We start from the raw sequence: 26,750 nt of genomic DNA on the forward strand, positions 1-26,750 counted from the left end.
AACTTCTGGTCGTAAGAAGTTGTCGAGGGGAATTCAGGGGACGGCATGGTCGTAAGGATCCCGGAATTGGTCCAGGTCGCTGCCGGGTCGAACACGGGACCGCCGACCCGCGGGACCGCGTCCGCCAGGACGTTATCGACGCTCGTGGGCGGGAGCGGGGGTGTCCCGTAGCTCACGGTATGGATCTCGGCACTGTTGGCCAGGAATGAGATGGAGTCTCCCTGATCAATCCAGATTTCACCGGGAAGGAAACGCATCCCCTGGATCGCCATATCCGGGGACTGCTCACCGACCAGTACTTTCCAGGTGACGGCATGGGGGTCCTCCGTGGCGGACGCCTGGGCCGGAGCAGTACCGAAGAGGCCGACGATGAGCCCGACAAGGGCCGTGATGGCCCAAAGGGAACGCTTAGGGGAGGGATGGATGGACATGTGGGACTGCTTCCTGGACGGAGGCTGGCCGCGTCCTCCAGTGCAGACAACGGCGTGAACTGGCCTCCCGCGCGGGAAGCCGTTGAGCGGACGGAGCCCGGGCGACAATCATCGCCTTGGCCCTGTGCCGCTTCGTGCCGAGACCTCGCCGAACCAAGCGTGACACCCGCAATACCACAGCGGGTCATCGATAGTCTAGCCCCGCGGATCTTGCGACTACAACGGTTACACCGTCTAAGCGGCGCTATTCCCCAGATCGCCTCGAAACCTTTGGGGTATGAGACGTCTCATCGATCAGACAGCCTCCGGTCTCACGCGCCCGATTTGTCCGGAATCACGCAAGGCAGAACTCGATCAACGATTCAGTCGGCCACGCACCCGTCCAGCTTGTGTTACCCATCCAAGTTAAGCCAGTCCACTTCCCTCACCCGCACCGGGCGCCTGCTGCTGCCGGCCGAGTCAATTTAACGACGGGCACCCAGGCGGCGTCGTGAGGGCGCGGCGCCACTCCCCGTCGCGCTGAACCCTGGCCCGCCCCCGTCTGTCCACGATTGGGGACAGTTCGGGTTATCCATGGATAGATTTTCGGGAGCGGAGGGAAGGTCCTTGCCGCAGTCGTAGCGGTGAATAACCCCCACGAATCCCCGGTTGTGGGGGAAGCATCACCTTTCCCGAGGAACCCTGGGACCCACCGTATGAGGGGGCCGTAGGATCTGTCGAGGACTCGAATTTCGAGGCGGTCGATTAGAACCGCCGACTGCCCTTGCTAGTCGTGACACAACAGGACCTAAAAATTCGTTGCGTAGTCAATTATCCAACGCTTTGACTGAAGCGGATCGGGCTATTCAGCCCGCAAAACCATGCCTGACTGCGGTGTTGTCAGGTTGGGGTACACATTCGAACAGGGGACCGTCGCCGCCCTTGACTCCTAAGTCGGAGAGGCCTAGAACTCAACCTCACAGGCGGAGGTTTGGAGGCAGTAGTGGTGGGCGGACAGCGGATTGGGTGCGTGCACGTCAGCATGCTGGACCAGAACGAGAAACATCAGCTCGAAGGTCAGGTCTTGGACCGGGTCTTCACGGATAAGGCTTCGGGGTAGGGACACGTCCAGGCCAGAACTCACCGAGCTGTTGCGGTTCCCCTGGGACGGGGACACCGTCGTGGTTCACAGCATGGACCGGGCTTGCCCGGTCCATGCCATCCGGGCGGGCTCCGCGAGGTAGCAGTGTTCAGGTGGTGGAGACCCTTCTAGGTTTCATCTGCTCTCCTCCCACCATCGTCAGGACTCGACCAGAGCCCGGAGGAACGGCCGGAGTTCCGCCGCGAAGGTTGATGAGGTGTTCCTCAAGCCCGAGATGAGCGGCGAGCCAACCGTTGGTCATCGGTGCGAATGGAAGCCCGTCGATGCTCCGGAGCAGGGTGAGCGGAACCGCGGACCGCTGGAGGGCGTCGGCGTCCGGCTGGTAGCCGAGGAAGCCCATCACTTCCTTGCCGAACAGGTGCTCCGCGTTGCCGAAGAGCCGTTCACGGGTGGCGGGATCCACGCCGTTCAAGGCGGTGGGGCTCGCGTTGAGGGCGATGAACTCCTGCAATGCGCCACGAGGGTTCGTCTCCGCGTGCCGGAACACCGCGTCCAAGGGATTCGGTTCATCGCTCGGCGGCAGGAGGCCAACGAGCGGCGGTTCATGGATGACCGCCGCGCTTACCCGTTGCGGATGCCTGGTAACGAGTTCCAACGTGATGATGGCCCCGCCGCTCGTGCCGAAGACGAGGGCCTTCTCCAGCCCGCAGTCGGCGATCAGTGCCGCCGCGTCGTCGGCCTGGGCGCCCATAGTCGCACTACCGTCGCGGTCGGCGCCTTCGGTGCTGCGGGAGTTGCCGCGCCGGTCGTAGGTGATGACGGTGAACTCATCGCTGAGGATCTCCGCAGTCTTCGTGAAATGCCCCGCGTCGCCGGTCGCACCCGGGACCATGAGGACGGCGGGGCCGTCGCCACGGACTTCGCAGTAGAGGTCCGTGATGGGGGTCCGTGTAACTGCATGTTCTTGTGTTTTCATGGCTGCCTCCTTGGTATTCGTGCCGATGAAGTTAGCTTCGTCCCTTGCGACGTGGAACGCATCGGCAGAACTACCAGTCTTTGGTGACGTCAGAGGAGACCGTGCTGCATCGCGAAAAGGGCGGCGGCGGCTCGGCTGGAGACCCCGATCTTCCGGTAAATGTCCTGGACGTGGTGCTCAGCGGTGCGGGGCGAAACCACCAATGTCCTGGCAATCTGCTTGTTGCTGTCCCCATTGGCGAGGTGCCGGAGGACTTCCACTTGCCGCTCGGTAAGGCCTGCGGGCAGATCGCGGCACAAGTGAGCTTCCACACCGGTCACGGCGACGACGACGGCACGCACCGCCGCAGGATGCAAGGCTCCCTGCCGTGCGAGGCGGCCGAGCTGTTCGCACCCCTGCTGAGGCGTCATCGGCTCTCCGAGACGAGGGTGAGTCACCTCCAGATAAGCGTCGACAGCGGCCAGCAGCTTACCCCCGGCGGGGATGTTCTCTCCGCGCAGGCCTTTGAAAGTGCCCGATCCGTCCTCGCGTTCGTGATGCACGGCGCAGAGTTCGGCCTCGGCCGCAAGGGTCTGCGAGCGAGCAAGAATTCGGTGAGTGTGCAGGGGATGAAGGTCATACTCTTCCTGCTCCGCACGGGTCCAGGCGGACGGCTTCCCGAGGATTCCGTTCGAAACCGCAGCCTTGCCTATGTCCCGGAGCGCTGCCGCCCTGCGGACGGGACCGCTGTCGATGCCCATGACCTTGGCGGCCCGGCCCGCAATCTCGAACCCTGCCCGCGAGTTGCCGTACGACGTCGGGGTCTTGAGGTCCACGATCTGACCGAAGGCCAGGGCCACCTCATCCAGCTGGTCCTCGTCCACAAGGACGAACGGCCGAGGCTCCTCGGCGGAGAGCTCCGCTTCGACGTCAGCGGCGTCGAGAGCCTCTAGGATGTCGCGGCCGTGAGCTGCGAACGCCTCTGCCACCGCGGGGTCCAACTGCTTGCCGGCGCGCTGAGCAACCACCTGCAGCGCTGCGGCGGCCCCGCTCAATTCGCGGAAGGTCATGGCGGTCATGGCCGTAAGGACCACCCGGGCCGTGAGAGGGATGTCTTCGCCGGACAGACCTTGAAAGCCGCCGTGACCGTCGTACCACTCCTCTACCGTGCGCAGTGCTTCGACCACGCCGGACCCCAAACCTATCCGTTGCGCCGTACTGGAGGCGATCTCGCAGGAGGCCCGGTGGATGACGGGCCCGAGTTTCGGAGCCTTGATGAGTGCAGCGGCAAGGAGACGGACCTTGGTCGGGAGATCGGTACCCGCTGTGAGCTCTGGGATAAACGTCCTGAAGAAGTCTGCAGGATCGGCGAAATCGGTATAAGAGCCGGCGTGATTCATCTCGATGTCCCGGCCGGCGAAGATGGCGGCCGTCTCCTGTGCATACCCCACGCATCCGACGTGCTGGAGGAGAGCCGCGTAGAACACGTCGTGGATCCCGGCGTCCGTCAGGCCCATGGCCCGGGCGAGCCGACTCGCGACGAAACAACTTCGGGCCGCTGCACCTGCCCGGCGTTCGCGACCCAAATCACCCACGCCGGACAGCGCGATCAGCGGCTCGGCCAGCCGAATCTGCACAGGGCAATCTTAGCGCGGGACGACCGGTATTTTTTCTTCTACACCGGGCCCTACACCGGGCCGGACCCAGAGGCCTAATGTTGCGCGAAGACGTAGTGGACTACCTGCGCCGCTACGCAGCGAGCATCAACGCGCCAGTACAAACAGACACCGACGTCACTCGCGTTAGCGAATGGCTCCCCGACCTTCGGCACGCCAGCAAAACCCGGAACAGTCGAGGAATGGACCATCACGAACACCAGCGGTGAAGATCACCCGTTCCACATGCACAGCAACGCCTTCCAGGTCACCTCGATCAACGGCATCTCGGCGCTCTCCCCGCACCGGCAGGACACCGTCATCGTTCCCCACGCGGTAAGCGGCACCCCCGGCCGGGTGGTCATCCGGCAGCAATTCTCCGGCTACCCGGGTCTATGGATGTTCCACTGCCACATCGCAGCACACGAAGACCACGGCATGATGGGATACATCCAGGTCAACCCCTGACAACCACCCGTCAACCCATGCGACACAGGCCTCTCCCCATCCCTCTTCGCAAGGCGGATTGTACTTAGGCAAGGCTCACCTAATAAGCTCGGTGAAATGACCACGCAGCTTGAAATCGCGGGGGTACCTTTCGCTTGGGGGCTGGCGGACTTCGGAGATACCCCTGCCATCATCACCGACCGGGTAACCCTGACTTACCGTGACTTGGCGGAGCGGGTTGACGCTCTTGCCCGACAGCTTGGCACAGGACGGCGCCTGGTGGCCCTGGCGGCGTCCAATGGTGTTGAGTCGCTGATCGCGTATTTGGCTGCTCTGGCGGGCGGGCACCCGTTGATTCTTCTTCCGGAAGACAAGCCACCAGCCCTGGAATCACTGGTGGCCGCGTACGATCCGGACGTGGTGCTTCGTCCTGGCAATGGGAAAATTTCGCTGGTTGAGCGGCGCCGGGGCAGCCGGCACGAGCTGCACCCGGACCTTGCCCTGCTCCTGAGTACCTCAGGGTCGACGGGTTCGCCGAAGCTGGTGCGGCTTTCCCACGCCAACCTCCAGGCGAATGCCGAATCCATTGCCTCGTACCTTGGCATTACGGCGGAGGACCGGGCCGCCACCACGTTGCCGATGTCCTACTGCTACGGACTCTCGGTGATCAACAGCCACCTGACGCGCGGCGCCACGCTGGTGCTGACCGCACTGTCCGTGGTCGACCCATGTTTCTGGGAGCTGTTCCGACAGCAGCGCTGCACGTCGTTCGCTGCCGTTCCCTACACGTTCGAGCTTCTTGACCGGGTGGGTTTCGGCGACATGCACCTGCCGGACCTGCGTTACATCACCCAAGCGGGAGGGCGCCTGGCCCCAGACCAGGTGCGCCAATACGCACTACTGGGCGGGCGGCGGGGGTGGGAACTGGTTGTCATGTACGGACAAACAGAGGCTACCGCCCGGATGGCCTACCTGCCCCCGCACCTTGCCGCAGAGCATCCGGAAGCCATCGGACTCCCCGTGCCCGGAGGCGCCTTCCGCATCGATCCCGTCGATGGCCTGCCCGACGGCGGCGAGCTGGTGTACAGCGGACCGAACGTGATGCTCGGTTACGCCGAAACCCCGGACGACCTGTCCCGGGGCCGGACCATCACAGAACTGCGCACCGACGACCTGGCACGGAAGAACGCCGCCGGCCTCTACGAAGTTGTGGGCCGGCGCAGCCGCTTCGTCAAGATCGTGGGCCTGCGCGTTGACCTCGGACAGGTCGAACGCATCCTGGCAGACCTCGGAGTGGCCGCGGCCAGCACCGGCACCGACGACCACCTGGTCGTAGCCGTCGAGGGTGAGCATGACACCCAACTTCTGTCCAAGGTCCTCGCACAGGGCGTGGGACTTCCCCGCGCCGCCCTGAGCCTCTACGCCGTCAAGGAACTACCCCGACTGGGCAGCGGCAAACTTGATTACCCTGCCGTCGCCGACCTCGCTGCCCACAGGACCCCGGCGGCGGGGTCCTTCCCCGATACTCGCGCCCCAAGGCCAACCCTCGCGGAGAGCCACGACGAATCAACTGAACCGCCGGACGACGCCCTGCGCAGCACTCCTAAAACCGCCACGGTGAAGCAGATATTTAAAGACGCCCTTGAGGTCACCGAGGTAGAGGACACCGACACGTTCGTCTCGCTCGGCGGCGACTCCCTCTCCTTCGTGGCCGCATCCGTCCGGCTGGAACAGATACTCGGCCACCTACCCCCTGACTGGCATATCACACCGGTGGGCAGGCTCGAACCCGGACCGAAACCCAGAGACCCCTCCCGCGCATCGAGCATGAAGCGGAGGCTGGCGCCGGTCGACACGAGCATCGTCCTCCGCGCCGTCGGCATCGTCTTCATCGTCAGCACACACATTGGACTCTTCGACTGGCAGGGCATGGCCCATGTCCTGATCGCCGCCGCTGGGTACAACTTCGCCCGCTTCCAGCTCTCCGGCCAACGAATACCCCGCCTTCGACGCCAGCTCGCCAGCGTTGCCCGGATCGCGCTGCCCGCGATGGCGTTCATCGCCTTCGCATATCTGGTCACCGACCGCTACAGCCTGGCCAACGTCGTGCTCCTCAACGCCATCCTCGGGCCTGTGGAAGTCACGACCCAATGGCATTTCTGGTTCATCGAAGACATTGTCTATATCCTCCTGGCCATGGCCGCCCTGCTCGCCATCCCCTGGGTCCACCGCAGCGAACGCCGCTTCCCGTTCCTTTACCCGCTGATACTGTTCGGCGCCGGGTTGCTCACCCGCTACGAGATCGTGGAACCGGGAGTGCCTCACACCATCCCTGCACTGTGGCTCTTCGCCCTGGGTTGGGCCGTGGCCCGCTCGCGCAACCTCCTGCAGCGCCTGCTGGTCTCAGTTTTGGCTGTCGTAACGATCCCAGGGTTTTTCGACGGCGACGCCCACCGCGAATCCACGATCATGGCCGGCATCCTGCTGCTCACCTGGCTGCCCGCCCTCCCCGTGCCGCGTGCCCTGGCCCGACCTGCCGCCATCCTGGCCAGCGCCTCACTGCACATCTACCTCGTTCACTGGCTGGTCTACCCGCCGGTAGCAGACATCAACCGTCCCCTCGCGGTGGCCGCGTCACTGACCGCCGGGATTGCGTACTGGGCGCTCTGTAATCGCGTGACGAGTGCGCACCGCCAAATCAAAGCCCTTTCTCGCCCCCGAAGTGGAGCACCAGCGGCGAACCCGGCATTGACCCCGTAGACGCTGACAGGCGGCCGGCGATACCGGGACGGATCCGAGACAGCTGAGGTGCCGGCTCAGGGCTTTGCGTACTTACGTCAAAGAATTGGGTCTTTTGATCCCCGGGAGCGGGCTGAAGTTTGGAACAACCGAGCGGCCGGCCGAGACGCCAAAGTACGAGAAAAGGGACCCTGAAAGCATATTGGGCCTTTCTCCGCCTTTCCTGAGCACGAGCTCCCACAACAACCCGACTGAAGCATCATGACCCTTGGCCTCAGGAGGGTCAGGCTTCTGGGCGGGTGAGGCTGATCGGGATGCTGTGGTCCTCGTCACGGTCATCGGTTGAAATGTATGCGGTGAAGTCGGCAAGCGACATGAAGCAATAAAAGTCGCTGTACCTGAACTTAGCTTTTTCTGCCTTGGTTGCCACCTTTACTACCTGCTCTTTCATTTGCGATTGGGGTTTTATCGTTCCTGACCTAATGATGCGAACCTCTGATCAAGATTCAGAATGATTACGTGCATAGTCCTCGCAGGACTTCGTCAATATTCACCCAGCGTGGTGCCCTGCCTGCTCGAGGAGCCGGACGCTGCCGCCGCAATTGCCGTTCATCGCGAGGCCAACGGCCTGTGGCGGCTGGGATACTCCCGGCGACCGAGGGTTCCTCATAAACACTCCTCGTGCTGGCGCCCAGGCAAGTCCAACACTCCGCGGACGCGTTCCCTAACGCAGGCCCGCTCTCTTAGATACACTCCCCCGTCGAATCCGAAGAGCCGATAGTTGCGATTCCGTCAAGCTGCGTGTTTGAATTCCCACACCTCGGGCGCCCGTCGGGCAGCTAGCTCCAGAGCGGGGATGTGGACCAGTCGCGCGGGGCTCCAATATGCGAGATGGGAAGTAACTGAACATCAGGATATGAGCGCAAGACGGCCGGGAGGAGCTGGAGGCGACCTACATTGAGTGCCTGCAGCATGTACTGGATGAGGGTGAGCTGCCCGAAGGTCCGGTTCATTTCTTGGCGGGCATGATCAAGTTCAGGCAGTCGGCCCACGTTTGGAAGTTTGGGCTTTAGTGCGTGGACCTTATTAAAGAGTCTCCCGTGGTGGGCGCAGATGTTCCTCAGGACGTTAAGTGATTTCATCCAGGATTCGAGCTGCGGGGCGGTGAGGCCAAACGTGTCCGCGATGTCGTCTTGGATCTGTCGAGGTGAGAAACCGTACAGGTAGGTGAGTGCTCCCCAGTCGAGAATTTCAACGGCTGCCCAAACGGGAAGAGTTCCCCCGTACTTGGCATGATGGTGCTTGACGAAGTCTTCCTTAGAATCGGCGAGGCTCTTCTTGTACCGTTGCATCCACGTCACATAGGAGGTGCCCTGGCCTGCCCTCGGCCCAAGAAGCGCTGGCTTGAGATGGGCGCATTCGTCGATCGTCCCCAACGCATGCCCGAGTAATGCTCGCAATGCCAGCTCGATCGGTGTGAGGGAGGCGAAGGTTGCTGTTCGGAGACTGGCATCGAAGCTGTAAAGCCTGACTACGTCAGCGAATGTTGTTCCAGTGTAGAAGCTGTCGTCCCGGCCTGCAGGTCCTTGGCGCCTGAATGAATACCAATACCCGCTCAAGCGGTAGTAGTTGATGTGCTGTAGCTGCTGGATGGCAGCTTCCCTATCGGCAATGCCCATCCCTCGGGAGGCTAGGAGGTCGACCTGCTCCGTGTAGGTCTTGTAGGCCTTAACGGGTGCGGTCAACTGAGCCTCCTGCTCAGGGAAAGTGAAGACCGGCCCTGGACCTACCGAAGTAGGCGGAACCGGTCGTAGTGCTTCGACTATATCGGTTTTCCGAATGTGGCTCCAGTCGAGGCAACAGCTGCCAGCGTGCGCCAGCGTCAGAATAGCGTGAGATTCCAATTCAATGACAACGGACCATGACGTTCTTAGATCTCATACTGACAGCATCGGGGACGGCGAATCAGCCTGATGACGCTCGCGAACAATCGAAATCTCCCAAAGGAACTGCAAGTAGCGAAGCGCGCATCTCGAGTATTTAGGGACCCCGCGGCGGCTGGGTGGGGCGGATCCGCCAGGGCCGAGTGCCCATGACCGGGGTCGTTCCGGCTAGGTGGTCGTCGGGCGGGCCCCGCAGTGTGGGGCCCGCCCGAAGGAGTGCAGCAGGATTAGTGGCCGTGGCCGCCCTGTCCGCCGGCTTCGGTCGCGGTGATGGTGTAGTTGGCGTCGAGTTTGACGGTGGCGTGGGTGCCGTCGGCCTTGGTGATGTGGGCTTCGTAGGCTGCGCTGCCGTCGTCCTCGGTGGTCATGTTCTCGACGGTTGCGCCGGCGTTGGCTGCCAGCACCGCGTCCTTGACCTTGGTGGCGGTGTCACCGGTGAGATCGGTTTCGGTCCCGTGGTGGCCGCCGTGGCCGCCCTTGCCGCCGGCTTCGGTGGCGGTGATGGTGTAGTTGGCGTCGAGTTTGACGGTGGCGTGGGTGCCGTCGGCCTTGGTGATGTGGGCTTCGTAGGCTGCGCTGCCGTCATCCTCGGTCGTCATGTTCTCCACGGTCGCGCCGGTGTTGGCTGCCAGCACGGCGTCCTTGACCTTCGCCGCAATGTCGCCGGTGAGGGCCGTTTCGTTGCCGTGGCCGGTACCGTCGGCCGCTGCCGTTGAGGTGGTGGACGGGGAGGGAGTGGTGGTGGCGGCGTTGGCGGCGAGTGCGCCGCCGCCGACGAGGGCGCCGATCAGGGTGGCACCTGCCGCGATTTTTCGGACGTTGTTCACAGTTTTCTCCTTGCTGGTTCCACTCCGGCTTTCGAAGCTGTTCTTATCCTCCGAGAGAACCCTGTCGGACTACCTTCATCCTGCTGTGCACCGGCTGTGACTGTCTGGCCAGCGTCAATGCCCGCCCTCCACCGGTCAGCCCCGTCCAACGTGCATTAATAGGCATCACATGAAGCACCTCGGCAATAGCCTCATCTCACCGCGTGAAGTTCCGGCATCTTGCCTAGGCCTCCACCATGGACGAGAGCGCGAAGGTCGTCGAGCTTGCGTTAAACCGCTCGCTCCATGCTCCGGACGAGGGGGACTGCCCCGGCTTCTGTTGACTCGGGGTCTTAGGCCGCTGTGAGCGCGGTCCGGTTGATTGTTTCATATTCGATGGGCGTGAGTTTTCCCAGCCGTCTTTGCCGTCGCCGGCGGTGGTAGGTCCTCTCGATCCAGGTCATGATGGCGAGGCGCAGGTCCTGCCTGGTGAGCCAGCGCTGACGGTCCAGGACGTTCTTCTGCAGCAGCGAGAAGAACGATTCCATCGCGGCGTTGTCCGCGCACGCACCAATTCTGCCCATTGATCCTGTGAGCCCGTGGTGCCGGAGCGCTTCAACGAAGCGGCGAGACCGAAACTGAGAGCCACGGTCCGAGTGGACCACTGTTCCTGCCGGCTGGCGGGCTCGCACCGCGTTCTCCAGTGCGGCGACGGCCAGCGAGGACTTCATCCGTGCATCCATCGAGTAGCCGACGATCCTTCCGGAGTAGACGTCCTTCACAGCGCAGAGGTAGAGCTTGCCCTCAGCGGTAGGGTGTTCGGTGATGTCGGTTAGCCACAGCTCGTTCGGTGAGTCAGCGGTGAAGTCCCGCTTCACCAAGTCGTCATGGACCGGCGGCCCGGGCTTCCGGTTCAGGCCCCGCTTCTTGGAGAACACGGACCAGATGCCGTGGTCCCTGCATAAGCGCTGGACCCTGTTCTCACCCGCGGTGATGCCCTTCTCGGGGAGTTCGTCGGCGATGAAGCGGTATCCGAAAGCAGGATCGTCGGCGTGGATGTCCCGCGCGGCGTTGACCACGTGCGCATCCGCCCAGTCCCGTTCCGTCACCGGATTTGCCTTCCACCGGTAGTAGCCTTGCTTGCTGAAGCCCAACACCCTGCAGGTCACCGCCACGGGAACACCGTCGGCGGCAAGATCCGTGACCAGCGGGTAGGTCTGTAATGGTCATGTGCCGGCCAGAGGCCAGCTGGCAGGCTGGTCCCGGGGGACGGCGTGTGACTCAGGGTATATCCGACCCGCGACCCGCGGTGTCTTGAAAATGACGCGTCCGCGCCCGTGTCCTGGGCACCGGTCTGCCCGCCGCGGATGACCTGATCAGAAGACTGTCCACTTTGGTGTGACCCGTTACAGATGCGTCTCCGAAGCGACCCAGGCAGGCTCCTGCCACTTGTCCGGTTCATGATAAAAGGAGAGCACTATGGCGATCATCGCCGAAGAATTCGAGTTCGTCGTCGGGGTCGACACTCACGCCCGCACCCACACCTACACAGCCGTTCACGCCTCAACCGGTGCCGTGGTCGACACAGCCGCGTTCCCGACCACCTCCGCCGGAATGAACCGTGCGATCACCTGGATCCGGAGACGCACGGGCGGGGAAAGGGTCTTCGCGGCCGTCGAGGGCACGTCTTCCTACGGTGCCAGGCTTACCCAGGCACTGATTGCCGCTGACATCGAAGTCGGCGAGGTCAGGCCACCCACCCGCTCCTCGCGGGCATTCACCGGCAAATCGGACCCGATTGACGCCGAAGCCGCAGCACGTTCGGTCCTCGGGCGTCCTCGTCACCAGGTGATCGAGCCGCGCGCTGCAGGCACCAGGGCCGCCGTCAGGATTCTGTTGGCCTCCCGGTCCCTCCTGGATCACCAACGCACCGCGAACCGCAATGCCCTCACGGCCCTGCTCCGCGGCACAGACCTCGGAATCGACGCCCGGTCATCCCTGCGGGACGCGCAGATCACCACCATCGCAGCCTGGCGGACCTCAACCAGCATCGAACCCGTGAGCCGCATCGCCCGTGTCGAAGCAAAACGACTGGCCCTGGCCATCCAAGACCTCACCAGCCGGCTCGCCGAAAACCACAAGGAACTGGCGCAGCTCACCGAAGAACTGGCGCCGGGACTCCAGTCCGTCGCCGGCGTCGGGCCCGTAACAGGAGCGATCATCATCTGCGCGTACTCTCATCACGGCCGGATCCGGTCAGAAGCTGCTTTCGCTGCACTCGGCGGCGTCGCCCCGCGCCCGGCGTCCTCCGGGAACACCACCCGGCACCGGCTCAACCGTTCGGGCGACCGGCAGCTCAATCGGGCTTTCGATGTCATCGTCCGGACCCGCATGAGCTTCGACGCCGCAACCAAGGACTACGTGGCCCGCAGCCGAGCAACAGGGAAATCAAACCGGGAGATCCGCCGAAACCTCAAACGCTACGTCTGCCGCTCCATCTTCCGCCAACTACAAACCATCATGGCTTGACAGCACCCATAGAAGAGTCATTTTGGGTTGATGTCCCGGGCCAGATAGGCAGCTGCCCGGCGCAGGATCTCGTTCTCCTGCTCCAACAGGCGGTTCCGCTTCTTCAGTTCCCGCATCTCAGCCGACTCCGCCGCAGCTGGGCCGGCACCGGAATCTTTACGTTCGGCGATCGCGATCCAGCGTTTGAGCGTCGTGACCGAAAGCCCGAAGTCCTTCGCGATCTGTGCCAGCGGCGCCTCGCCTTTGCGGGCCACATCAATCACATCCTGGCGGAACTCCGCCCCATAAGGCGTGGGCATGGTCAACATCCTTCCACGAGCACATGCTCGCTAGGTCAAGGAGTCAACAAAACCGGGGGCAGTCCCAGGGCAATGTCCCCATCGCTCGCGAACCGCAACAGCTCCGTGCGAGTTGCGCCCTGGTGGTCTCAGCTTTCGGTCCACACTTCAGCATGTCTATCGTCCTAGTGTGAATCACACGGTGTCAGGTGGTGTGTACCTCAGCCTGGCGATCAAGAGGATCACTGATGGGCCAAAGCCCAACCGAACGAGCAACGCACACAGAGGGGACGCAGCCGTGATACGGCTGAAGTTCGGTCCTTCGCCGTTGGCCGGGGCCGAACTTCATCTGCAAACACTCCGGGCGCGGCCGCTCGGCGTGGTTGTTTGGCTTTACCGCCCGACGAACTTTGCCTCGCGCTTGCTTTTGAACCTATCGACCGTTCTGACCTGCCGATACAGGCCGTCAACGCGAAGGTGTTCTCTGCCCTGGCTGGAACCTTCACACCTAAGGGAGTTAGGACGCGTCTCCTAACCCAATGGCGGGCTCTGTTTCTCTTCTATCTGTGCCCGCTCCCAAGGTGCAGCGCTGATGCGGTCATTCTGTAGCGGTGCTTGCCTTCAAGTTCCCGGGATTCGACCCACACGTCGTATCCCTCTCCTGCCTCGATGATCATCCGGCCGTGGTCTTCGTCGGCAGCGAGCCACAGGGCGCTTGAGTTCGGCATGGCATCATCAACGAACCCCGTACGGAACAGCTCATGATTCTTGTGAACTTCAACAAAGGCCCCGACGAGCTGGCTCCATTAGTTGTGCCGGTAGGCGGTCATTTTGCTCTCTTGGAAGGTGGAAGGTGGAAGGTGGCGGGAGGTGCGCGGGGCGCCGGACGAAGTAGAGTCCGACGCCCCGGGTGTTGAACCTTAGGCGACCCGTGCACCTGAGGCGAGCTGAACTGCGACGTCGACGATCATGTCTTCCTGGCCCCCGACGTAGCCGGCTTTGCCGATTTCCTCGAGGATCTGCCAGGCGGGGACACCATAACGGTCCGCGGCGCGTTCGGCGTGGATGAGGAAGGAGGAGTAGACGCCGGCGTAGCCCTGCATGATGGAGGCCCGGTCCATGACCGGCATCCGGGTGACGATGGGCTTGACGACGTCCTCTGCGGCGGCCATGACGCCGTGAACGTCGACTCCGGTGTGGACGTTCACGCGTTCGAAAGCGGCTGCGAGCACCTCGGTGGGTGAGTTTCCCGCTCCGGCGCCGAGAGCCAGTAATGTTCCGTCGATCTGTTTGGCTCCGGCGCGTGCGGCATACACCGAGTTGGCCACCCCGAAGCTTAGGTTCTGGTGCCCGTGGAACCCGACCTGGGCGTCGTTGCCGAGTTCCGCGACGAGCGCGGCGACCCGTTCGGAGACGTCCTCCAGGATGAGGGCTCCGGCGGAGTCGACAACATAAATGCACTGGCAGCCGGCGTCGGCCATGATGCGCGCCTGTTCGGCGAGCTTTTCCGGAGTGGCGCGGTGCGAGAGCATCAGGAATCCGACGGTTTCCATGCCGAGCTGGCGGGCGTGCTGGAAATGCTGGATGGAGACGTCGGCCTCGGTGCAGTGCGTGGCGATGCGGGCCAGCGATGCGCCCGCGTCGTGTGCCTGGTTGAGGTTGTGGATGGTTCCGAGCCCGGGGAGCATGAGCACCGCGATTTTGGCATTCCGGGCCTCGTCCACCGCGGCGCGGACGAGGTCCAGCTCGGGGGTCAGCGAGAACCCATAGTTGAATGATGAGCCGCCAAGGCCGTCGCCGTGGGTGACTTCAATGACCTCCACTTTTGCGTCGTCAAGGGCGCGGACCACGGAGCGGACGTGCTCTTCGGTGAATTTGTGGCTCATGGCGTGCGAGCCGTCGCGCAGGGTGGTGTCTGTCAGCCGGATGCTGAGGTCCTGTGTCCGGGTCATGGTCATGCTCCTACGGTTGCTGCCGACGTGGCGGCGTCGATGCGCTCTGCGAGCAGGTCTGCTGTCCGGGCGGCTGCCGCGGTGATGATGTCCAGGTTGCCGGCGTATTCGGGCATGTAGTCGGCGGCGCCCTTGACTTGAACCCAGATGCCGACGCGGCCGTTGCCGTTCCAGTCCTCGCGGGCCGTATCGAATTGGGGCTCCACGCGAAGCGAGTAGCCGGGGACGTAGTACTGGATCCGGGCGACGGCCTCATCGATGGCGGCGCGGATCCTGTCTTGGAGTTCACCGGGCTCGGCCGCTGCGGCGGGGATCGCGGCGTAGATGGTGTTGCGCATGATCATGGGCGGTTCCACCGGATTGATGATGATGATCGCCTTGCCACGCTTGGCGCCGCCGACCTCTTCCAGCGCTTTGGCCGTAGTCTCCGTGAACTCATCGACGTTGGCCCGGGTGCCGGGGCCTGCGGACTTCGAGGCGATCGAAGCGACGATTTCCGCGTAGTCCACGGGGACCACGGAAGACACCGCGGCGACGATTGGGGTGGTTGCTTGGCCAGCACACGTGATCATGTTGACGTTCAGGACATCCTCCAGGGAGTCCAGGTTCACCACAGGGCACAGGTAGGGGCCGACGGCGGCAGGAGTCAGGTCGATCGCGTGGATGCCGGCGTCCTTGTACTTGGGCGCGTTGGCTTCGTGGGCCTTCGCTGAGGTGCATTCGAAGACGAAGTCAGGCAGTTCGTTCTGGGCCAGGAGCCAGTCGACGCCCTCGGCGGACGTGGTGATGCCGAGACGGGCGGCTCGGGCGAGCCCGTCAGAGGCAGGGTCCACGCCGATCATGTACTTGACTTCGATGTTGTTGCTGCGGCGCATCAGCTTGAACATCAAGTCGGTGCCGATATTGCCGGAGCCGACGATCGCGGCTGTTTTCTTTGCCATGGTTGATCCTCAGATAGTGGGGGGAAGGGGGAAATTCAGCGTCAAACCTTGAGGGTTTCCGTCGGAATGCTCGCGGCGCCTGTGGTCGGATTGGAGCGGCGAATGATCACACGCGTTGCCCAGGTGATGGCAGCGCCGAAGACCATAGCCCCGGCCAGGAGATACATTCCCCCTGCGAGGGAACCCGTGGCCTCCTTGATCGCACCGATCGCGAACGGTCCGATATAGCCGCCCAGGTTACCCACCGAGTTGATGAGGGCGATGCCCGCGGCGGCGGAAGTTCCCAGCAGGAATGTGCCAGGGATGGTCCAGAAGACAGCGATGACGGAGAACAGGCACAGGGCCGTCAGGGACAATGCAGCGACTTGCAGGACAGGATCCGGAACCGTGGCCGTGACGTACAGGCCCATGCCGCCCAACGCGTAAAGAACGCTCATGACGGCGTAGTTCTCCCGCAGCTTGCCGGCGTAGCGGGGGATGAACAGCAAGCCTGCGATGCCGAACAGGTACGGAACAGCGGAGACGAAACCAGTTTGCAGCGTTGAGCCTCCGAAGGCGTTCACGATCGTGGGCATCCACAGACTCAGGCCGTATACAGCAAGGCAAGCGGGAAGGTACTGAAGGCAGAGCATAAGTACGCGTCGGTCACCGAGCGCCCGCAGTGGGTTTCCATGAGTACTCTGGCCGTACTTGATGCGGTCATTCTCCAGTTGCTGCGCGATCCAGTTCTTCTGGTCCTCGTTCAGCCACCGGGCCTCTTTCGGTCCCTCGGGCAGGACCTTCAGGGTGGGCCATGCCATGAATATCGCGGGTACGCCAACGACGATAAACAGCCACTGCCACCCGCGCAGGCCAAACGGTGCTGCGCTCATTGCCCAGCCGGAAAGCGGGCTGGTAATCATCAGCGCAACGGGCTGAGCCAGGATGAAGTATCCGAGGATCTTGGAACGGTGCCTGACGGGATACCAAGTGGTGATGTAGTAAATGATGCCCGGGAACAGGCCGGCCTCGGCAGCTCCGAGCAGGAAGCGCAATGTGTAAAACATCTCGGGGCCATTGGTGAACGCCATCGCCACGGTGATGACTCCCCAGGTTATGAGAATCCGCGCGAACCAACGCCGGGCACCAAACCGGTCCAAAGCCAAATTACTTGGCACCTCAAAGAGGAAATACCCGATGAAGAAGAGACCGGCGCCGAGCCCGTAGGCGGCGTCTCCGATCCCTACATCGGTGCCCATCTGAAGCTTGGCGAACCCGACCGCGGAACGGTCGATGAACGCGACGACGTAAAGAAGGATCAGGAACGGGACAAGTCTGCCGGTGACCCGGCGGAGCGTGGCGGTTTCAAGGTTCATGTCAAGCGTCTCCTCATTGAGGCTTTGAACTCGTAAGAGGGCGGGCGGATTGCCGGCCGTGACGGCCCCTCCAAAAGGCAAGAAGGGGAACTGAAGGAACAGTATAGTATGACTATTTTGGCGTCAAGATTCCGCTCTTGTAGGAAATAATCGACTCGCCTGGCGCGCGTAAGGGCTATATAGTATGACTATATGAGTGAGCTGCTTCACCTGGTGGCTCTGATACCGGAGGTGGCAAAGATGCCCGAAGAGAAAAAACCACTTCGTTCCCATGGCTGGTTCGGAACGGCAGACAAGAACGGCTTCATGTACCGGAGCTGGATGAAGAACCAGGGTTTCCCTGACCATGAGTTTGATGGGCGCCCCGTCATCGGTATCTGCAATACTTTCTCGGAACTGACACCCTGCAACGCTCACTTTCGCAAGCTCGCTGAACATGTAAAGCGCGGAATTTATGAAGCCGGTGGCTTTCCCGTGGAGTTTCCGGTCTTCTCCAACGGAGAATCGAACCTGAGGCCGACGGCGATGCTGACGCGTAACCTGGCCAGCATGGACGTGGAGGAAGCCATCCGCGGGAACCCGATCGACGGCGTCGTGCTCCTGACTGGATGCGACAAGACGACCCCGGCCCTGTTGATGGGAGCCGCCAGCTGCGACATTCCAACCATTGTTGTCTCCGGCGGTCCAATGCTCAATGGAAAGCACAACGGTAAGTCCGTCGGTTCGGGAACCATGGTGTGGCAGATGAGCGAAGACGTGAATGCCGGAAAAATAAGCCTCGACGAGTTCCTGTCCGCCGAGGCCGGCCAGTCCCGCTCCGCGGGTACCTGCAACACCATGGGAACGGCATCGACGATGGCCTGCCTGGCGGAGGCGCTCGGAACGTCACTGCCGCACAACGCCGCCATTCCCGCAGTCGATTCGAGGCGCTACGTTCTGGCGCACCTGTCCGGTTCCCGGATCGTCCAAATGGTCCACGAGGACCTGAAGCTTTCCAAAGTCCTGACCAAAGAGGCCTTCGAGAACGCCATCCGCATCAACGCTGCAATCGGCGGATCCACCAACGCTGTCATCCACCTGAAAGCAATCGCCGGACGGATTGAGGTCAAGCTCGATCTGGACGACTGGACCCGGATGGGCGCGGGTACCCCGACGCTCGTTGACCTCCAGCCATCGGGCCGCATGCTCATGGAGGACTTCTACTATGCCGGTGGCCTCCCTGCCTTGATTCGGAGACTGGGCGAAAACGGACTCCTTCCACATCCGCAGGCCCTCACGGTCAACGGGCGCTCCCTCTGGGAAAACTGTCAGGCATCCCCCCTCTACGATGAGGAATGCATCCGTACGATCACTAATCCGCTCGTGGACAACGGCGGCATCTGCGTCCTCAAGGGAAACCTTGCTCCACTGGGTGCAGTTCTCAAACCCTCAGCCGCATCCCCGCACCTGATGAAACACCGGGGCCAAGCGGTCGTCTTCGAAGACTTCGCCGACTACGAAGAACGCATCCAGGATCCGGAACTCGTCTGCGACGCCGACAGCATCCTCGTTCTCAAGAACTGTGGTCCAAAGGGATATCCGGGAATGCCGGAAGTGGGCAGCATGGGGCTCCCGCCAAAGCTTCTCGCCCAGGGCGTCACGGACATGGTGAGGATATCGGATGCCCGGATGAGTGGCACGGCGTACGGCACGGTGGTACTGCACGTCGCCCCGGAAGCTGCCGCAGGGGGGCCCTTGGCCGCTGTGCACAACGGTGACTGGATCGAACTGGACTGCGACAACGGCTCCCTTCACCTCGACATCTCCGACCAGGAGCTCCAGTTGCGGCTGCAAAACATTGCGCCTTCCCGGGAGACGCCCATGGCCGGCGGCTACCAGAAGCTGTACGTCGACAATGTCCTGCAGGCCGATCAGGGGTGTGACTTCGGCTTCCTACTAGGATGTAGGAGAGCAGCCGTTCCGAAGCTGTCCCACTGAGTAGCTCTGGCCCAGCGGCATGGCGGACGGGCGGATCGCTGACGAGACCGCAGAGGACCGCATTGGTGATGGACTATCAAGAGCTCGGCGACAGCAAGAGCAGGCACGGGCAGATAGTGCACGAGCTGGGCAGCCAAATTGTCTCCGGCCGACTCGCTCCCGACTCACGGATCCCCCAAGAGAAGGAACTGATCGACAAGTACGGGGTCAGCCGTCCTGTCGTCCGGGAAGCAGTCCGCGTCCTCAGTGCCAAAGGGCTGGTGCAATCAAAGCCGCGAACCGGAACTCTCGTCCGCCCGCGTGCCGAATGGCACCTGCTGGACCCCGACGTCATGCTTTGGCTCATCAAGAGCGACGCCAGCCGGGACTTCTTCACTTCGCTGGTGTCGCTTCGGCGCATCATGGAACCGGAAATGGCCGCCGTAGCTGCGGCAGAGGCCAACGTACACGACATCAGGGCCATCGAGGACGCCTACAACCGCCTGGAGGAGGCGTCCTCGATGGAACAAAGGGTCCAGGCCGACACTGACTTTCACAGCAGCGTTGCCGCAGCTACACACAACGAACTCATGGTTCATCTCTGCAAAATGCTCCTGCTGCCGATCAGCGAATCGATCAAGATTTCGAGTCAGCGGCCCAATGACGCGCAATTCACTCTGCCGCGGCACAAGGCCATCCTGACAGCCATCAAAGATGGCGACGAACTGGCTGCCAAGACAGCCTCCTTCGTCCAGCTGGAAGACACCGCCTCAGCTGTCCGTTCTTCCCGCTAACAGGCAACCTGGGAGACTCCATTCAAGGAGCCTCGGAACCCGCCTGCCCCGGCAGATCAGACATTGAATTCCTCTTGGTAGAGTTGTCGCCGGGCAGCCCGCGGCTCAAGAAGCTAGCCGCCCAACCCACGGGCCGCCGAACTGGCAAGGAATGCGAGGTCCGGCCGTCCTGGCGTCAGGTTGGGGTGTGCCCCAACCCGACGAATAGCGTCTTCAGGTGCAGCAAATAGTGCGAACCCGAATATGCACGCTTACCAGTAATCGCCGCCTTGGGTCCGGAATTAAGGCCACGCCGGCAGGGGGAGAGGCTCTGTCCAGCTTGGCGTGGGGCAGGTACTGGTAGACGGTCTCGCGGCTGATCCCGTAGTCACGGGCGAGGACGGCCTTTGGGAACCGCTGCCAGCGCTGGACCAGTTCGGCCGAACGTTCCGGTGCGAGGGCCTTCTTCCGTCCTTTGCAGGCTCCGCGCTGTGCGGCCAGGGCCATGCCTTCCTTCTGGCGTTCTCCAATCAAAGAGCGTTCGAATTCCGCGAAGGCGCCCATGACGGAGAATATGAGGTTGGCACGGGGGAGTTCTCGCCAGTGAAAACCAGGTTCTCCCTAACGAACTCCACCCGCACCCCTTTGTGGGTGAGACTCTGGACCACCGCGCGCAGGTCATAGAGGTTGCGGGCGAGTCGGTCCATGCGTGCATGACCACGCTGTCCCTTCTCGGGCGAACCGCAGCAATTCTGTGGGCTGTGGTCTGGCTGTCTCTCTGTTGGAAGCCGCATCCGTGAAGACCCAGTCCAAAACCTGACCTTCGAGCTCGTATGATCCTCCCAACCTACTCACCCGGTTTTGCCGACGTGCCTACAAGGACACTTGTATCCGGGCATACCTGTGCGACTGGCTGCCCGACGAGATGACCAGCGCAACAGCCTCGTCCCTGAACTGCTACATGAACTTCTTACGATCGGTCATGCGAACAGAGCTCCTAACAGCTGTCTCAGGGACTGTCTCACGACCCGTACGGCTAGTGAGAGATTACTCCGTCATCTGTTTCCGCTTGTTATCCTCCGGTTTTAGTAGCTTCCTCCCGAGGTCAGGGAGACGGCCCCAACGGGGTGCCAGACTGTTTTAGTTTCCATGAAGGCCCGGATTCGGGCAGTTCCCGGGAATGCCCTGGGGTTGAGCTCGCCCCGAGGGGAGAAAACTCTTTTGACGGTTCCTGAAGCGGCTTCTGCCAGAGTAGTGCGGAGTTCCGGGCCAGTCGCGGAAAGATCGAGGGCGTTTACGTCGGCGTGCGAGGCGAGGTAGGGCATGATTTCTGAGGCTTGTCCGGTGAGAATGTTGACCACGCCGCTTGGCAGATCGCTGGTTGCCAGGGTTTCGGCAAGGAGTACCGCGATGTTGGGGGTGTCTCTGCCGGCGATCAGTACGATCGAGTTTCCGCTGCAGATGACCGGGGCGATGGCTGCCACGAGTCCCAGCAGAGGGCTGTCATTGGGGGCAACAGCAGCTACGACACCCGTTGGTTCGGGGGCTGAGTATGAAAAGTACGGGCCGGATACTGGGTTTGCGCTGCCGAAGACTGCGGCAAGCTTGTCGGTCCATCCTGCGTAGTGAACGAGCCGGTCTATGGCCGCGTCGATTTCTTCTTCGGCGCCGGCCTTGAGCATCCCCGTAGTGCGGATCAAGGCTGCCGAGAAGTCCTCACGTCGGCCTTCGAGCATCTCCGCGATCCGGTAAATCACCTGACCGCGGTTATAGGGGGTGGCGTTAGCCCAGACAGTGTGTCCTTTTCGGGCTGCGGTCACGGCGTCGCGGCCGTCCTTACGTGAAGCCAGCGCAGCGTTAGCCACAAAGTTCCCCTTGCTGTCGGCGACCCTATAGGTACGTCCTGATTCGGAGCGGGGAAAGGCCCCTCCGATGTAAAGCTTGTAGGTTTTTTGCACTGTAATTCTGGTCACTGGAGCACTCCTTCATCGTCGGTTTCCAGGTATGCGGCCAGTCCGCTCGGTCCGCCCTCGCGGCCGAAGCCTGATTCCCCGTAGCCGCCGAAAGCTGCTGCGGGATCGAACTTGTTGAAGGTGTTGTCCCATACGACGCCCGCCTCCAGGGCTGCCGCGACACCCATGGCGCGGGAGCCTTTCTCTGTCCATACCCCGGCGGAGAGTCCGTAAGGGGTGTTGTTCGCTTTGGCGATGGCTTCTTCGGGGGTGCGGAATGTAATTGTTGACAGGACGGGGCCGAAGATTTCTTCGCGGCTGATCCGCATGGAGGCGGTGGCCTCCGTAAAAATGGTCGGCGCGACAAAGAATCCTTTTTCGGGGAGGGCCACTGGGCTGGTCCATTGTGCGGCGCCTTCGTTGGTGCCAGCCGTGCAAAGTTCGTTGATCTTAGCGAGCTGTGTGGCGGAATTGATGGCCCCGACGTCGGTGTTCTTGTCCAGGGGGTCACCGACGCGCAAGGAACTGGTCCGTGCTTTGAGCCGTTCGAGGAATTCATCTGCGATGGATTCCTGAATCAGCAGCCGGGAACCGGCGCAGCAGACCTGGCCTTGGTTGAAGAAAATGCCGTTGACGATCCCTTCCACGGCTTGGTCCTGGGCTGCGTCGGCGAAGACAATGTTTGCGCCTTTGCCGCCCAGTTCCAGGGTGAGCTTTTTGGAGGTTCCGGCGAGGCTTTGCTGGATTTTTTTGCCGACTGCGGTGGATCCGGTGAAGGCCACCTTGTCGACTCCGGGGTGGTTGACCAGTGCGGATCCGATGTCGCCGGCACCGGGGAGAATGTTCACGACGCCGGCTGGCAGGCCGGCGTCAGCGATGATTTCGGCGAGCACGAGGATGGAAAGGGGCGTCGTCTCTGCGGGCTTAATCACGACGGTGTTTCCTGCCGCGAGGGCTGGTGCTATCTTCCACGCCGCCATGAGCAGCGGGAAATTCCAGGGAATGACCTGTGCTGCGACGCCCAGGGCGCCGGGCCGGGGGCCGAACCCTGCGTGGTGCAGTTTGTCGGCCCATCCCGCGTAGTAGAAGAAGTGCTGGGCCGCGGTGGGTACGTCGAAGTCCCGGGTTTCGCGGATCGGTTTGCCGTTGTCCAGGGTTTCGAGGACGGCCAGTTCGCGGGCGCGTTCGGCGATGCCCCGGGCGATCCGGAACAGGTACTTCCCCCTTTCGCTGCCCGGCATCTTCGACCAGACGTTGGTGTACGCGCGGCGGGCTGCTTCCACAGCGGTGTCAATATCGGTGCTGGAGGCGCTGGATACGGTTGCCAACTGCTCACCGGTGGCCGGATTGATGGAAACGATGTCCTCGCCCTGGCCGTCAATGAATTTGCCGTCGACGAACATCTGGTAGCGGGTTGCCAGCCGGCCGGTCGCAGCGTTTTCGGGTGCGGGGGCGTACTGAAGTTCCATGAGTTTGATTCCCTGTTCAGTCGACGGTCACGTAGTTGGGACCGGAGTAGTGGCCTTCTTTTTGTGTCCGGCGTTGCATCACCAGATCGTTGACTACGCCGGAGGCGCCGAACCTGAAGTAGTCGGGTTGGAGCCACTCGGGCCCGGCGATTTCGTGGACCATGACGAGGTACTTCAGTGCATCTTTGGTGGTGCGTATTCCGCCGGCTGCCTTCACTGATCGGTACTGGCCCGTCAGACGATGCCAGTCCTTGACGGCCTGGAGCATCAGACAGGTCACCGGCAGGGTCGCGGCCGGGGAGATCTTTCCGGTTGATGTCTTGATAAAATCCGCGCCAGCAAGCAAGGCGAGCCAGGATACTCGGCGGATGTTGTCATAGGTGCCCAGCTCACCGGTCTCGAGGATGACTTTGAGAGTGGTTTTTCCGCATGCAGCCTTCGTTGCGGCGATCTCGGAGAAGACTTTGGCGTAGTCGCCGGCCAGGAATGCACCCCTGTCGATGACCATGTCGATTTCGTCCGCGCCGGCCTGCAGCGCCAGGGCCACGTCGGCGAGCTTCACCTCCAGGGATGAACGGCCTGCCGGGAAGGCGGTTGCAACGGATGCCACCTTGACGCCTGACCTGGCCAGGGCTGTTACGGCTGTAGCCACCAGGTCCGGATAGACGCAGACTGCCGCGGTCCGCGGCGTGTCCGGGTATTCCGGGTCCGGGAGCATTGCTTTGCGGCAAAGGCTGCGGACCTTGCCTTGGGTGTCCGCGCCTTCCAGCGTGGTCAGATCGACCATGCTGATGGCCAGGTCGATGAGCTGGGCCTTAGTCTCTTTCTTGATCGAGCGGGTGCCGAGGCCGGCGATTCTGGCTTCCAGGCCGACGGGATCTACTGCGGGAAGTGCGTGCAGAAATGCGGTGAGCGATTCGCTGGACCTGCCTGCGGTTGCAAGGGCCGCTGGCAGAGCCGGAATGCTTTCCGAGTCTACGGGGGTGAGGCTGGCGACGGCGGGGGACTTGCTCATGCGATTTTTCCTCTGCGGTCCAGGAAGTGGTTGAGAATGAGGGCGGCGATGAGGATCAATCCGGTGACCAGCATCTGGAAGAAGGAGCTAAGGCCAAGGAGATTGAACAGGTTGCGCAGTACCGAGAGAAGAAGCACGGCGATGAAAGTTCCAAAGATCCCGCCTTTTCCGCCGAAGAGGCTGGTTCCGCCGAGGACCACGGCGGCGATGGCATCCAGTTCCAGGCCCTGGTTTGCTGTTGGCTGTCCGATGGTGAGCCTTGCGGTGAGCAGCACACCAGCGAATGCGGCCAACGCCCCCGAGATGATGTAGACGCTGGTCAGGATGCGCCGGACGGGAAGGCCCGAGAGCCGTGCGGCATCCTTGTTGCTTCCGACGGCGTAGATGTATTCGCCGTAGGTGGTCTTCTTCAGCATGAGGCCGGCGAGAACGGCAACGACGATGAAGATGATTCCGACGGTGGGGATGGGACCTACCGAACCGGCGCCGAGGAAACGCAGCCCGGTGGGAATCTCCGATGTGGTGGGTGTCCCGTTGGTGGTGAGATAGGTCAGGCCCCTGACGCTTTGCAGGGCTGCCAGGGAGACCATGAAGGCAGGTAGGCGGAGGTATGCGCTGAGGCTGCCAACAATCGCCCCCGAGGTCGCTCCGGCCGCGATGGCAAGAATGAGCGCGACGGGCCAAGGAATTCCGACGCCGATCAGGATGGCAACGAGCATGCCGGCCAGTGCGGCGACGCTGCCAACTGAAAGGTCGATTCCTGCCGTCAGGATGACCAGCGTCATGCCGACGGCGACGATGCCGATCAGGCTGGATTGCTGGAGGAGGTTTGCCAGGTTCTGGGGTGTAAGGAACTGCGGTGCGGCTATGGAGGAGATAACAAACAGTGCGATAAAGATGAAGAGGAGGTTGAACCGGACAATAAGGTTTTGTCGGTGTTCCTTTTCGGTTGAGGGTGCTTCGCGTGTGATGACTGCGGTATTAGACATTGGACGTTGTGCTTCCTGTGACGACGGAGCGGGCGATTTCGGCCGGATCGGTGGTTCTGGGGTCGTAGCGGATCACGTTTGTGCCCTCGTGGAGGACCCAGATCGTGTCGCAGTTCTCGGTGAGCTCGGAGAGCTCACTGCTGGCCATCAGAATCCCGACCCCGGTGTCGGCCAGGGCGCGGACCTGCTCGAAGAGATCGGCCTTGGCGCCAATGTCCAGGCCACGTGTCGGCTCGTCCAGCAGCAGTAGCCTGATTCCCTTGGCCATCCACTTGGCCAGCACGACTTTTTGCTGGTTGCCTCCGGAGAGCTGCCCAACGGCTTGGTGGAGGGATGCGTAGCGTACGCCCAGCTGGGCCAGCGGCCCGGCGGCGACTTTCTTGGCGCGTGCGGCAGGATTTGTGCCGAAGGGTTTGAGCGCAGCGAGTCCTGCGTTGCGGACAACGGACATTTCCAGCAGCAGGCCTTGCTTCTTTCGGTCCTCCGGGACGAGGCCGACGCCGAGCCGAACGGCCTGTTCGGGTGTTATGGCCTTGAGTGATTGTCCGTTGAGATCCATGTCCAGTTCGCATTTGTTGATGCCGAATACGGCCGATAGCAGCGTGGTCCGTCCTGCGCCGCCGAGCCCGGCGAGACCGACAATTTCTCCTGGCCGGACGGAGATGCCGGATACGTCGATGATCCCGGGAATAGTGGCACGCCTGATCTCCAGAAGGTTGCCTTCGCCGGTGAAGACGGGTCTGGTTGATCCGGTGGAATCGACCTTGCGGCCGATCATGGCGTCCACCATTTGTGCCTTCGTGGTCTCCTTGACCTTGAAGACGCCCACTGTCTGACCATCGCGCATGACGGTTGCGCGGTCACCGATTTCCTTAATCTCATCGAGCCGGTGGGAGATGTAGATAATGGATTTCCCTTCGGCGACCAGTTCCCGGATGACGTCGAACACAGCCCGCAGGTCGTGGTCGGTGAGGGTCGCCGAGGGTTCGTCCATGATGATGATCTGGGCGTCGGACGTGAGGGCTCGGGCGATGGCGGTCAGCTGTTGTTCCGAGACTGACAAGGATCCGACGGTTGCTTTGGGGCTGAACTTGCCTCCGACGCGACGTATGGCCGACGCTGCCAGCTCGTCTCGTTTGCGGATGTTGACGAACGGGCCCCGGGTTGGTGCATGGCCGAGAAACAGGTTCTGCGCGACGGTCATATCGGGGACGAGGTCGAGCTCCTGGTAGATGGTGTTGATGCCGGCGTGAACTCCGTCCAGGGGGTTGTGGAACGTTTTTTGGGCCCCGTTGATGTGGATCGTTCCTGCGTCCGGCTGGTAGGACCCGGACAGGATCTTCATCATGGTGCTTTTGCCGGCGCCGTTTTCTCCCAGAAGGCAGTGCACTTCGCCTTTAGCGACTTCGAGGGACGCTTCGTTGCATGCCAGGGTTCCTGGGAAGGCTTTGATGATTCCTTCCATGCGTAGTGCGGGTGTCATG

The 26,750-nt window shown here is 62.3% G+C and carries 18 protein-coding genes and 6 pseudogenes; 6 read left to right on the forward strand and 18 right to left on the reverse strand.

Going from position 1 to position 26,750, the window contains the following annotated elements; translation table 11 throughout:
* Positions 1–431 (reverse strand): annotated as a pseudogene (locus AB0313_RS17165) (hypothetical protein); the annotation flags it as partial.
* A gap of 985 nt (positions 432–1,416) precedes the next feature.
* Here AB0313_RS17165 and AB0313_RS17170 point away from each other — a divergent pair.
* Positions 1,417–1,628 (forward strand): annotated as a pseudogene (locus AB0313_RS17170) (recombinase family protein); the annotation flags it as partial.
* Between the two features lie 32 nt (positions 1,629–1,660).
* Here AB0313_RS17170 and AB0313_RS17175 read toward each other — a convergent pair.
* Both AB0313_RS17175 and AB0313_RS17180 read right to left on the reverse strand, forming a co-directional pair.
* The gene (locus tag AB0313_RS17175; RefSeq protein WP_366307009.1) at positions 1,661–2,488 is read right to left on the reverse strand and encodes an alpha/beta hydrolase; all 828 of its coding nucleotides are present in this window, start codon (positions 2,486–2,488) and stop codon (positions 1,661–1,663) included.
* A gap of 89 nt (positions 2,489–2,577) precedes the next feature.
* Positions 2,578–4,104 (reverse strand): HD domain-containing phosphohydrolase, encoded by a 1,527-nt coding sequence (locus AB0313_RS17180; protein WP_366307011.1) that lies wholly within the window; start codon positions 4,102–4,104, stop codon positions 2,578–2,580.
* A gap of 192 nt (positions 4,105–4,296) precedes the next feature.
* Here AB0313_RS17180 and AB0313_RS17185 point away from each other — a divergent pair.
* Positions 4,297–4,590, forward strand: a pseudogene (locus tag AB0313_RS17185) (multicopper oxidase domain-containing protein); the annotation flags it as partial.
* 96 nt (positions 4,591–4,686) lie between these two features.
* The gene (locus tag AB0313_RS17190; protein ID WP_366307013.1) at positions 4,687–7,329 is read left to right on the forward strand and encodes an AMP-binding protein; all 2,643 of its coding nucleotides are present in this window, start codon (positions 4,687–4,689) and stop codon (positions 7,327–7,329) included.
* 262 nt (positions 7,330–7,591) lie between these two features.
* Here the strand turns inward: AB0313_RS17190 and AB0313_RS17195 are convergent, their stop codons facing one another.
* From AB0313_RS17195 to AB0313_RS17210, 4 genes and pseudogenes are all read right to left on the reverse strand, one after another.
* Complete coding sequence (locus tag AB0313_RS17195) at positions 7,592–7,738, reverse strand: hypothetical protein (protein WP_366307015.1); 147 nt, start codon at positions 7,736–7,738, stop codon at positions 7,592–7,594.
* A gap of 409 nt (positions 7,739–8,147) precedes the next feature.
* On the reverse strand, positions 8,148–9,053 hold the full coding sequence (locus AB0313_RS17200; RefSeq protein WP_366307017.1) for an Abi family protein: 906 nt from the start codon (positions 9,051–9,053) through the stop codon (positions 8,148–8,150).
* A gap of 425 nt (positions 9,054–9,478) precedes the next feature.
* Entirely contained in the window at positions 9,479–10,078 is a 600-nt protein-coding gene (locus tag AB0313_RS17205; RefSeq protein WP_366307018.1) for a PepSY domain-containing protein, read from the reverse strand.
* 332 nt (positions 10,079–10,410) lie between these two features.
* Positions 10,411–11,271 (reverse strand): annotated as a pseudogene (locus AB0313_RS17210) (IS3 family transposase); the annotation flags it as partial.
* Between the two features lie 265 nt (positions 11,272–11,536).
* Here AB0313_RS17210 and AB0313_RS17215 point away from each other — a divergent pair.
* A complete protein-coding gene (locus tag AB0313_RS17215) occupies positions 11,537–12,586 on the forward strand; it encodes an IS110 family transposase (protein ID WP_366307020.1) in 1,050 nt (349 codons plus the stop codon).
* 20 nt (positions 12,587–12,606) lie between these two features.
* Here the strand turns inward: AB0313_RS17215 and AB0313_RS17220 are convergent.
* The 5 genes and pseudogenes from AB0313_RS17220 to AB0313_RS17240 all read right to left on the reverse strand — a co-directional run.
* Positions 12,607–12,885 (reverse strand): annotated as a pseudogene (locus AB0313_RS17220) (transposase); the annotation flags it as partial.
* A gap of 539 nt (positions 12,886–13,424) precedes the next feature.
* Entirely contained in the window at positions 13,425–13,592 is a 168-nt protein-coding gene (locus AB0313_RS17225; protein ID WP_366307022.1) for a hypothetical protein, read from the reverse strand.
* Positions 13,593–13,784: 192 nt separating this feature from the next.
* A complete protein-coding gene (dmpG, locus tag AB0313_RS17230) occupies positions 13,785–14,816 on the reverse strand; it encodes a 4-hydroxy-2-oxovalerate aldolase (protein ID WP_366307024.1) in 1,032 nt (343 codons plus the stop codon).
* A gap of 2 nt (positions 14,817–14,818) precedes the next feature.
* Positions 14,819–15,757: an acetaldehyde dehydrogenase (acetylating) gene (locus tag AB0313_RS17235; protein WP_366307026.1), complete on the reverse strand. Its 939-nt coding sequence runs from the start codon at positions 15,755–15,757 to the stop codon at positions 14,819–14,821.
* A 41-nt stretch (positions 15,758–15,798) separates the two neighbouring features.
* On the reverse strand, positions 15,799–17,112 hold the full coding sequence (locus AB0313_RS17240) for an MFS transporter (RefSeq protein WP_366307028.1): 1,314 nt from the start codon (positions 17,110–17,112) through the stop codon (positions 15,799–15,801).
* Positions 17,113–17,304: 192 nt separating this feature from the next.
* On the opposite strand from AB0313_RS17240, the gene AB0313_RS17245 reads away from it, so the two are divergent.
* On the forward strand, positions 17,305–19,089 hold the full coding sequence (locus AB0313_RS17245; protein ID WP_366307030.1) for an IlvD/Edd family dehydratase: 1,785 nt from the start codon (positions 17,305–17,307) through the stop codon (positions 19,087–19,089).
* A gap of 68 nt (positions 19,090–19,157) precedes the next feature.
* Positions 19,158–19,862, forward strand: coding sequence for a FadR/GntR family transcriptional regulator (locus tag AB0313_RS17250; protein ID WP_366307032.1), 705 nt, complete (start codon positions 19,158–19,160; stop codon positions 19,860–19,862).
* 213 nt (positions 19,863–20,075) lie between these two features.
* Here the strand turns inward: AB0313_RS17250 and AB0313_RS17255 are convergent.
* The 6 genes and pseudogenes from AB0313_RS17255 to AB0313_RS17280 all read right to left on the reverse strand — a co-directional run bounded on the left by AB0313_RS17255 (position 20,076) and on the right by AB0313_RS17280 (position 26,749).
* Positions 20,076–20,696: pseudogene (locus AB0313_RS17255) on the reverse strand (recombinase family protein).
* A 230-nt stretch (positions 20,697–20,926) separates the two neighbouring features.
* Complete coding sequence (locus AB0313_RS17260; protein WP_366307034.1) at positions 20,927–21,814, reverse strand: aldehyde dehydrogenase family protein; 888 nt, start codon at positions 21,812–21,814, stop codon at positions 20,927–20,929.
* Positions 21,811–23,262: an aldehyde dehydrogenase family protein gene (locus AB0313_RS17265; RefSeq protein ID WP_366307036.1), complete on the reverse strand. Its 1,452-nt coding sequence runs from the start codon at positions 23,260–23,262 to the stop codon at positions 21,811–21,813. The genes AB0313_RS17260 and AB0313_RS17265 overlap by 4 nt, the downstream gene beginning before the upstream one ends.
* Before the next feature lie 16 nt (positions 23,263–23,278).
* Complete coding sequence (gene deoC / locus AB0313_RS17270; RefSeq protein ID WP_366307038.1) at positions 23,279–24,277, reverse strand: deoxyribose-phosphate aldolase; 999 nt, start codon at positions 24,275–24,277, stop codon at positions 23,279–23,281.
* Positions 24,274–25,266 carry an ABC transporter permease gene (locus AB0313_RS17275; RefSeq protein ID WP_366307040.1) on the reverse strand — a complete coding sequence of 331 codons (993 nt, stop codon included), beginning with the start codon at positions 25,264–25,266 and terminating at the stop codon, positions 24,274–24,276. Before AB0313_RS17275 ends, deoC begins: the two co-directional genes overlap by 4 nt.
* Complete coding sequence (locus AB0313_RS17280; protein ID WP_366307042.1) at positions 25,259–26,749, reverse strand: sugar ABC transporter ATP-binding protein; 1,491 nt, start codon at positions 26,747–26,749, stop codon at positions 25,259–25,261. The genes AB0313_RS17275 and AB0313_RS17280 overlap by 8 nt, the downstream gene beginning before the upstream one ends.
* Position 26,750 lies beyond the last annotated feature (1 nt).

It is taken from the genome of Pseudarthrobacter sp. NPDC080039, from assembly GCF_040702335.1.
Taxonomy (GTDB): domain Bacteria; phylum Actinomycetota; class Actinomycetes; order Actinomycetales; family Micrococcaceae; genus Arthrobacter; species Arthrobacter enclensis_A.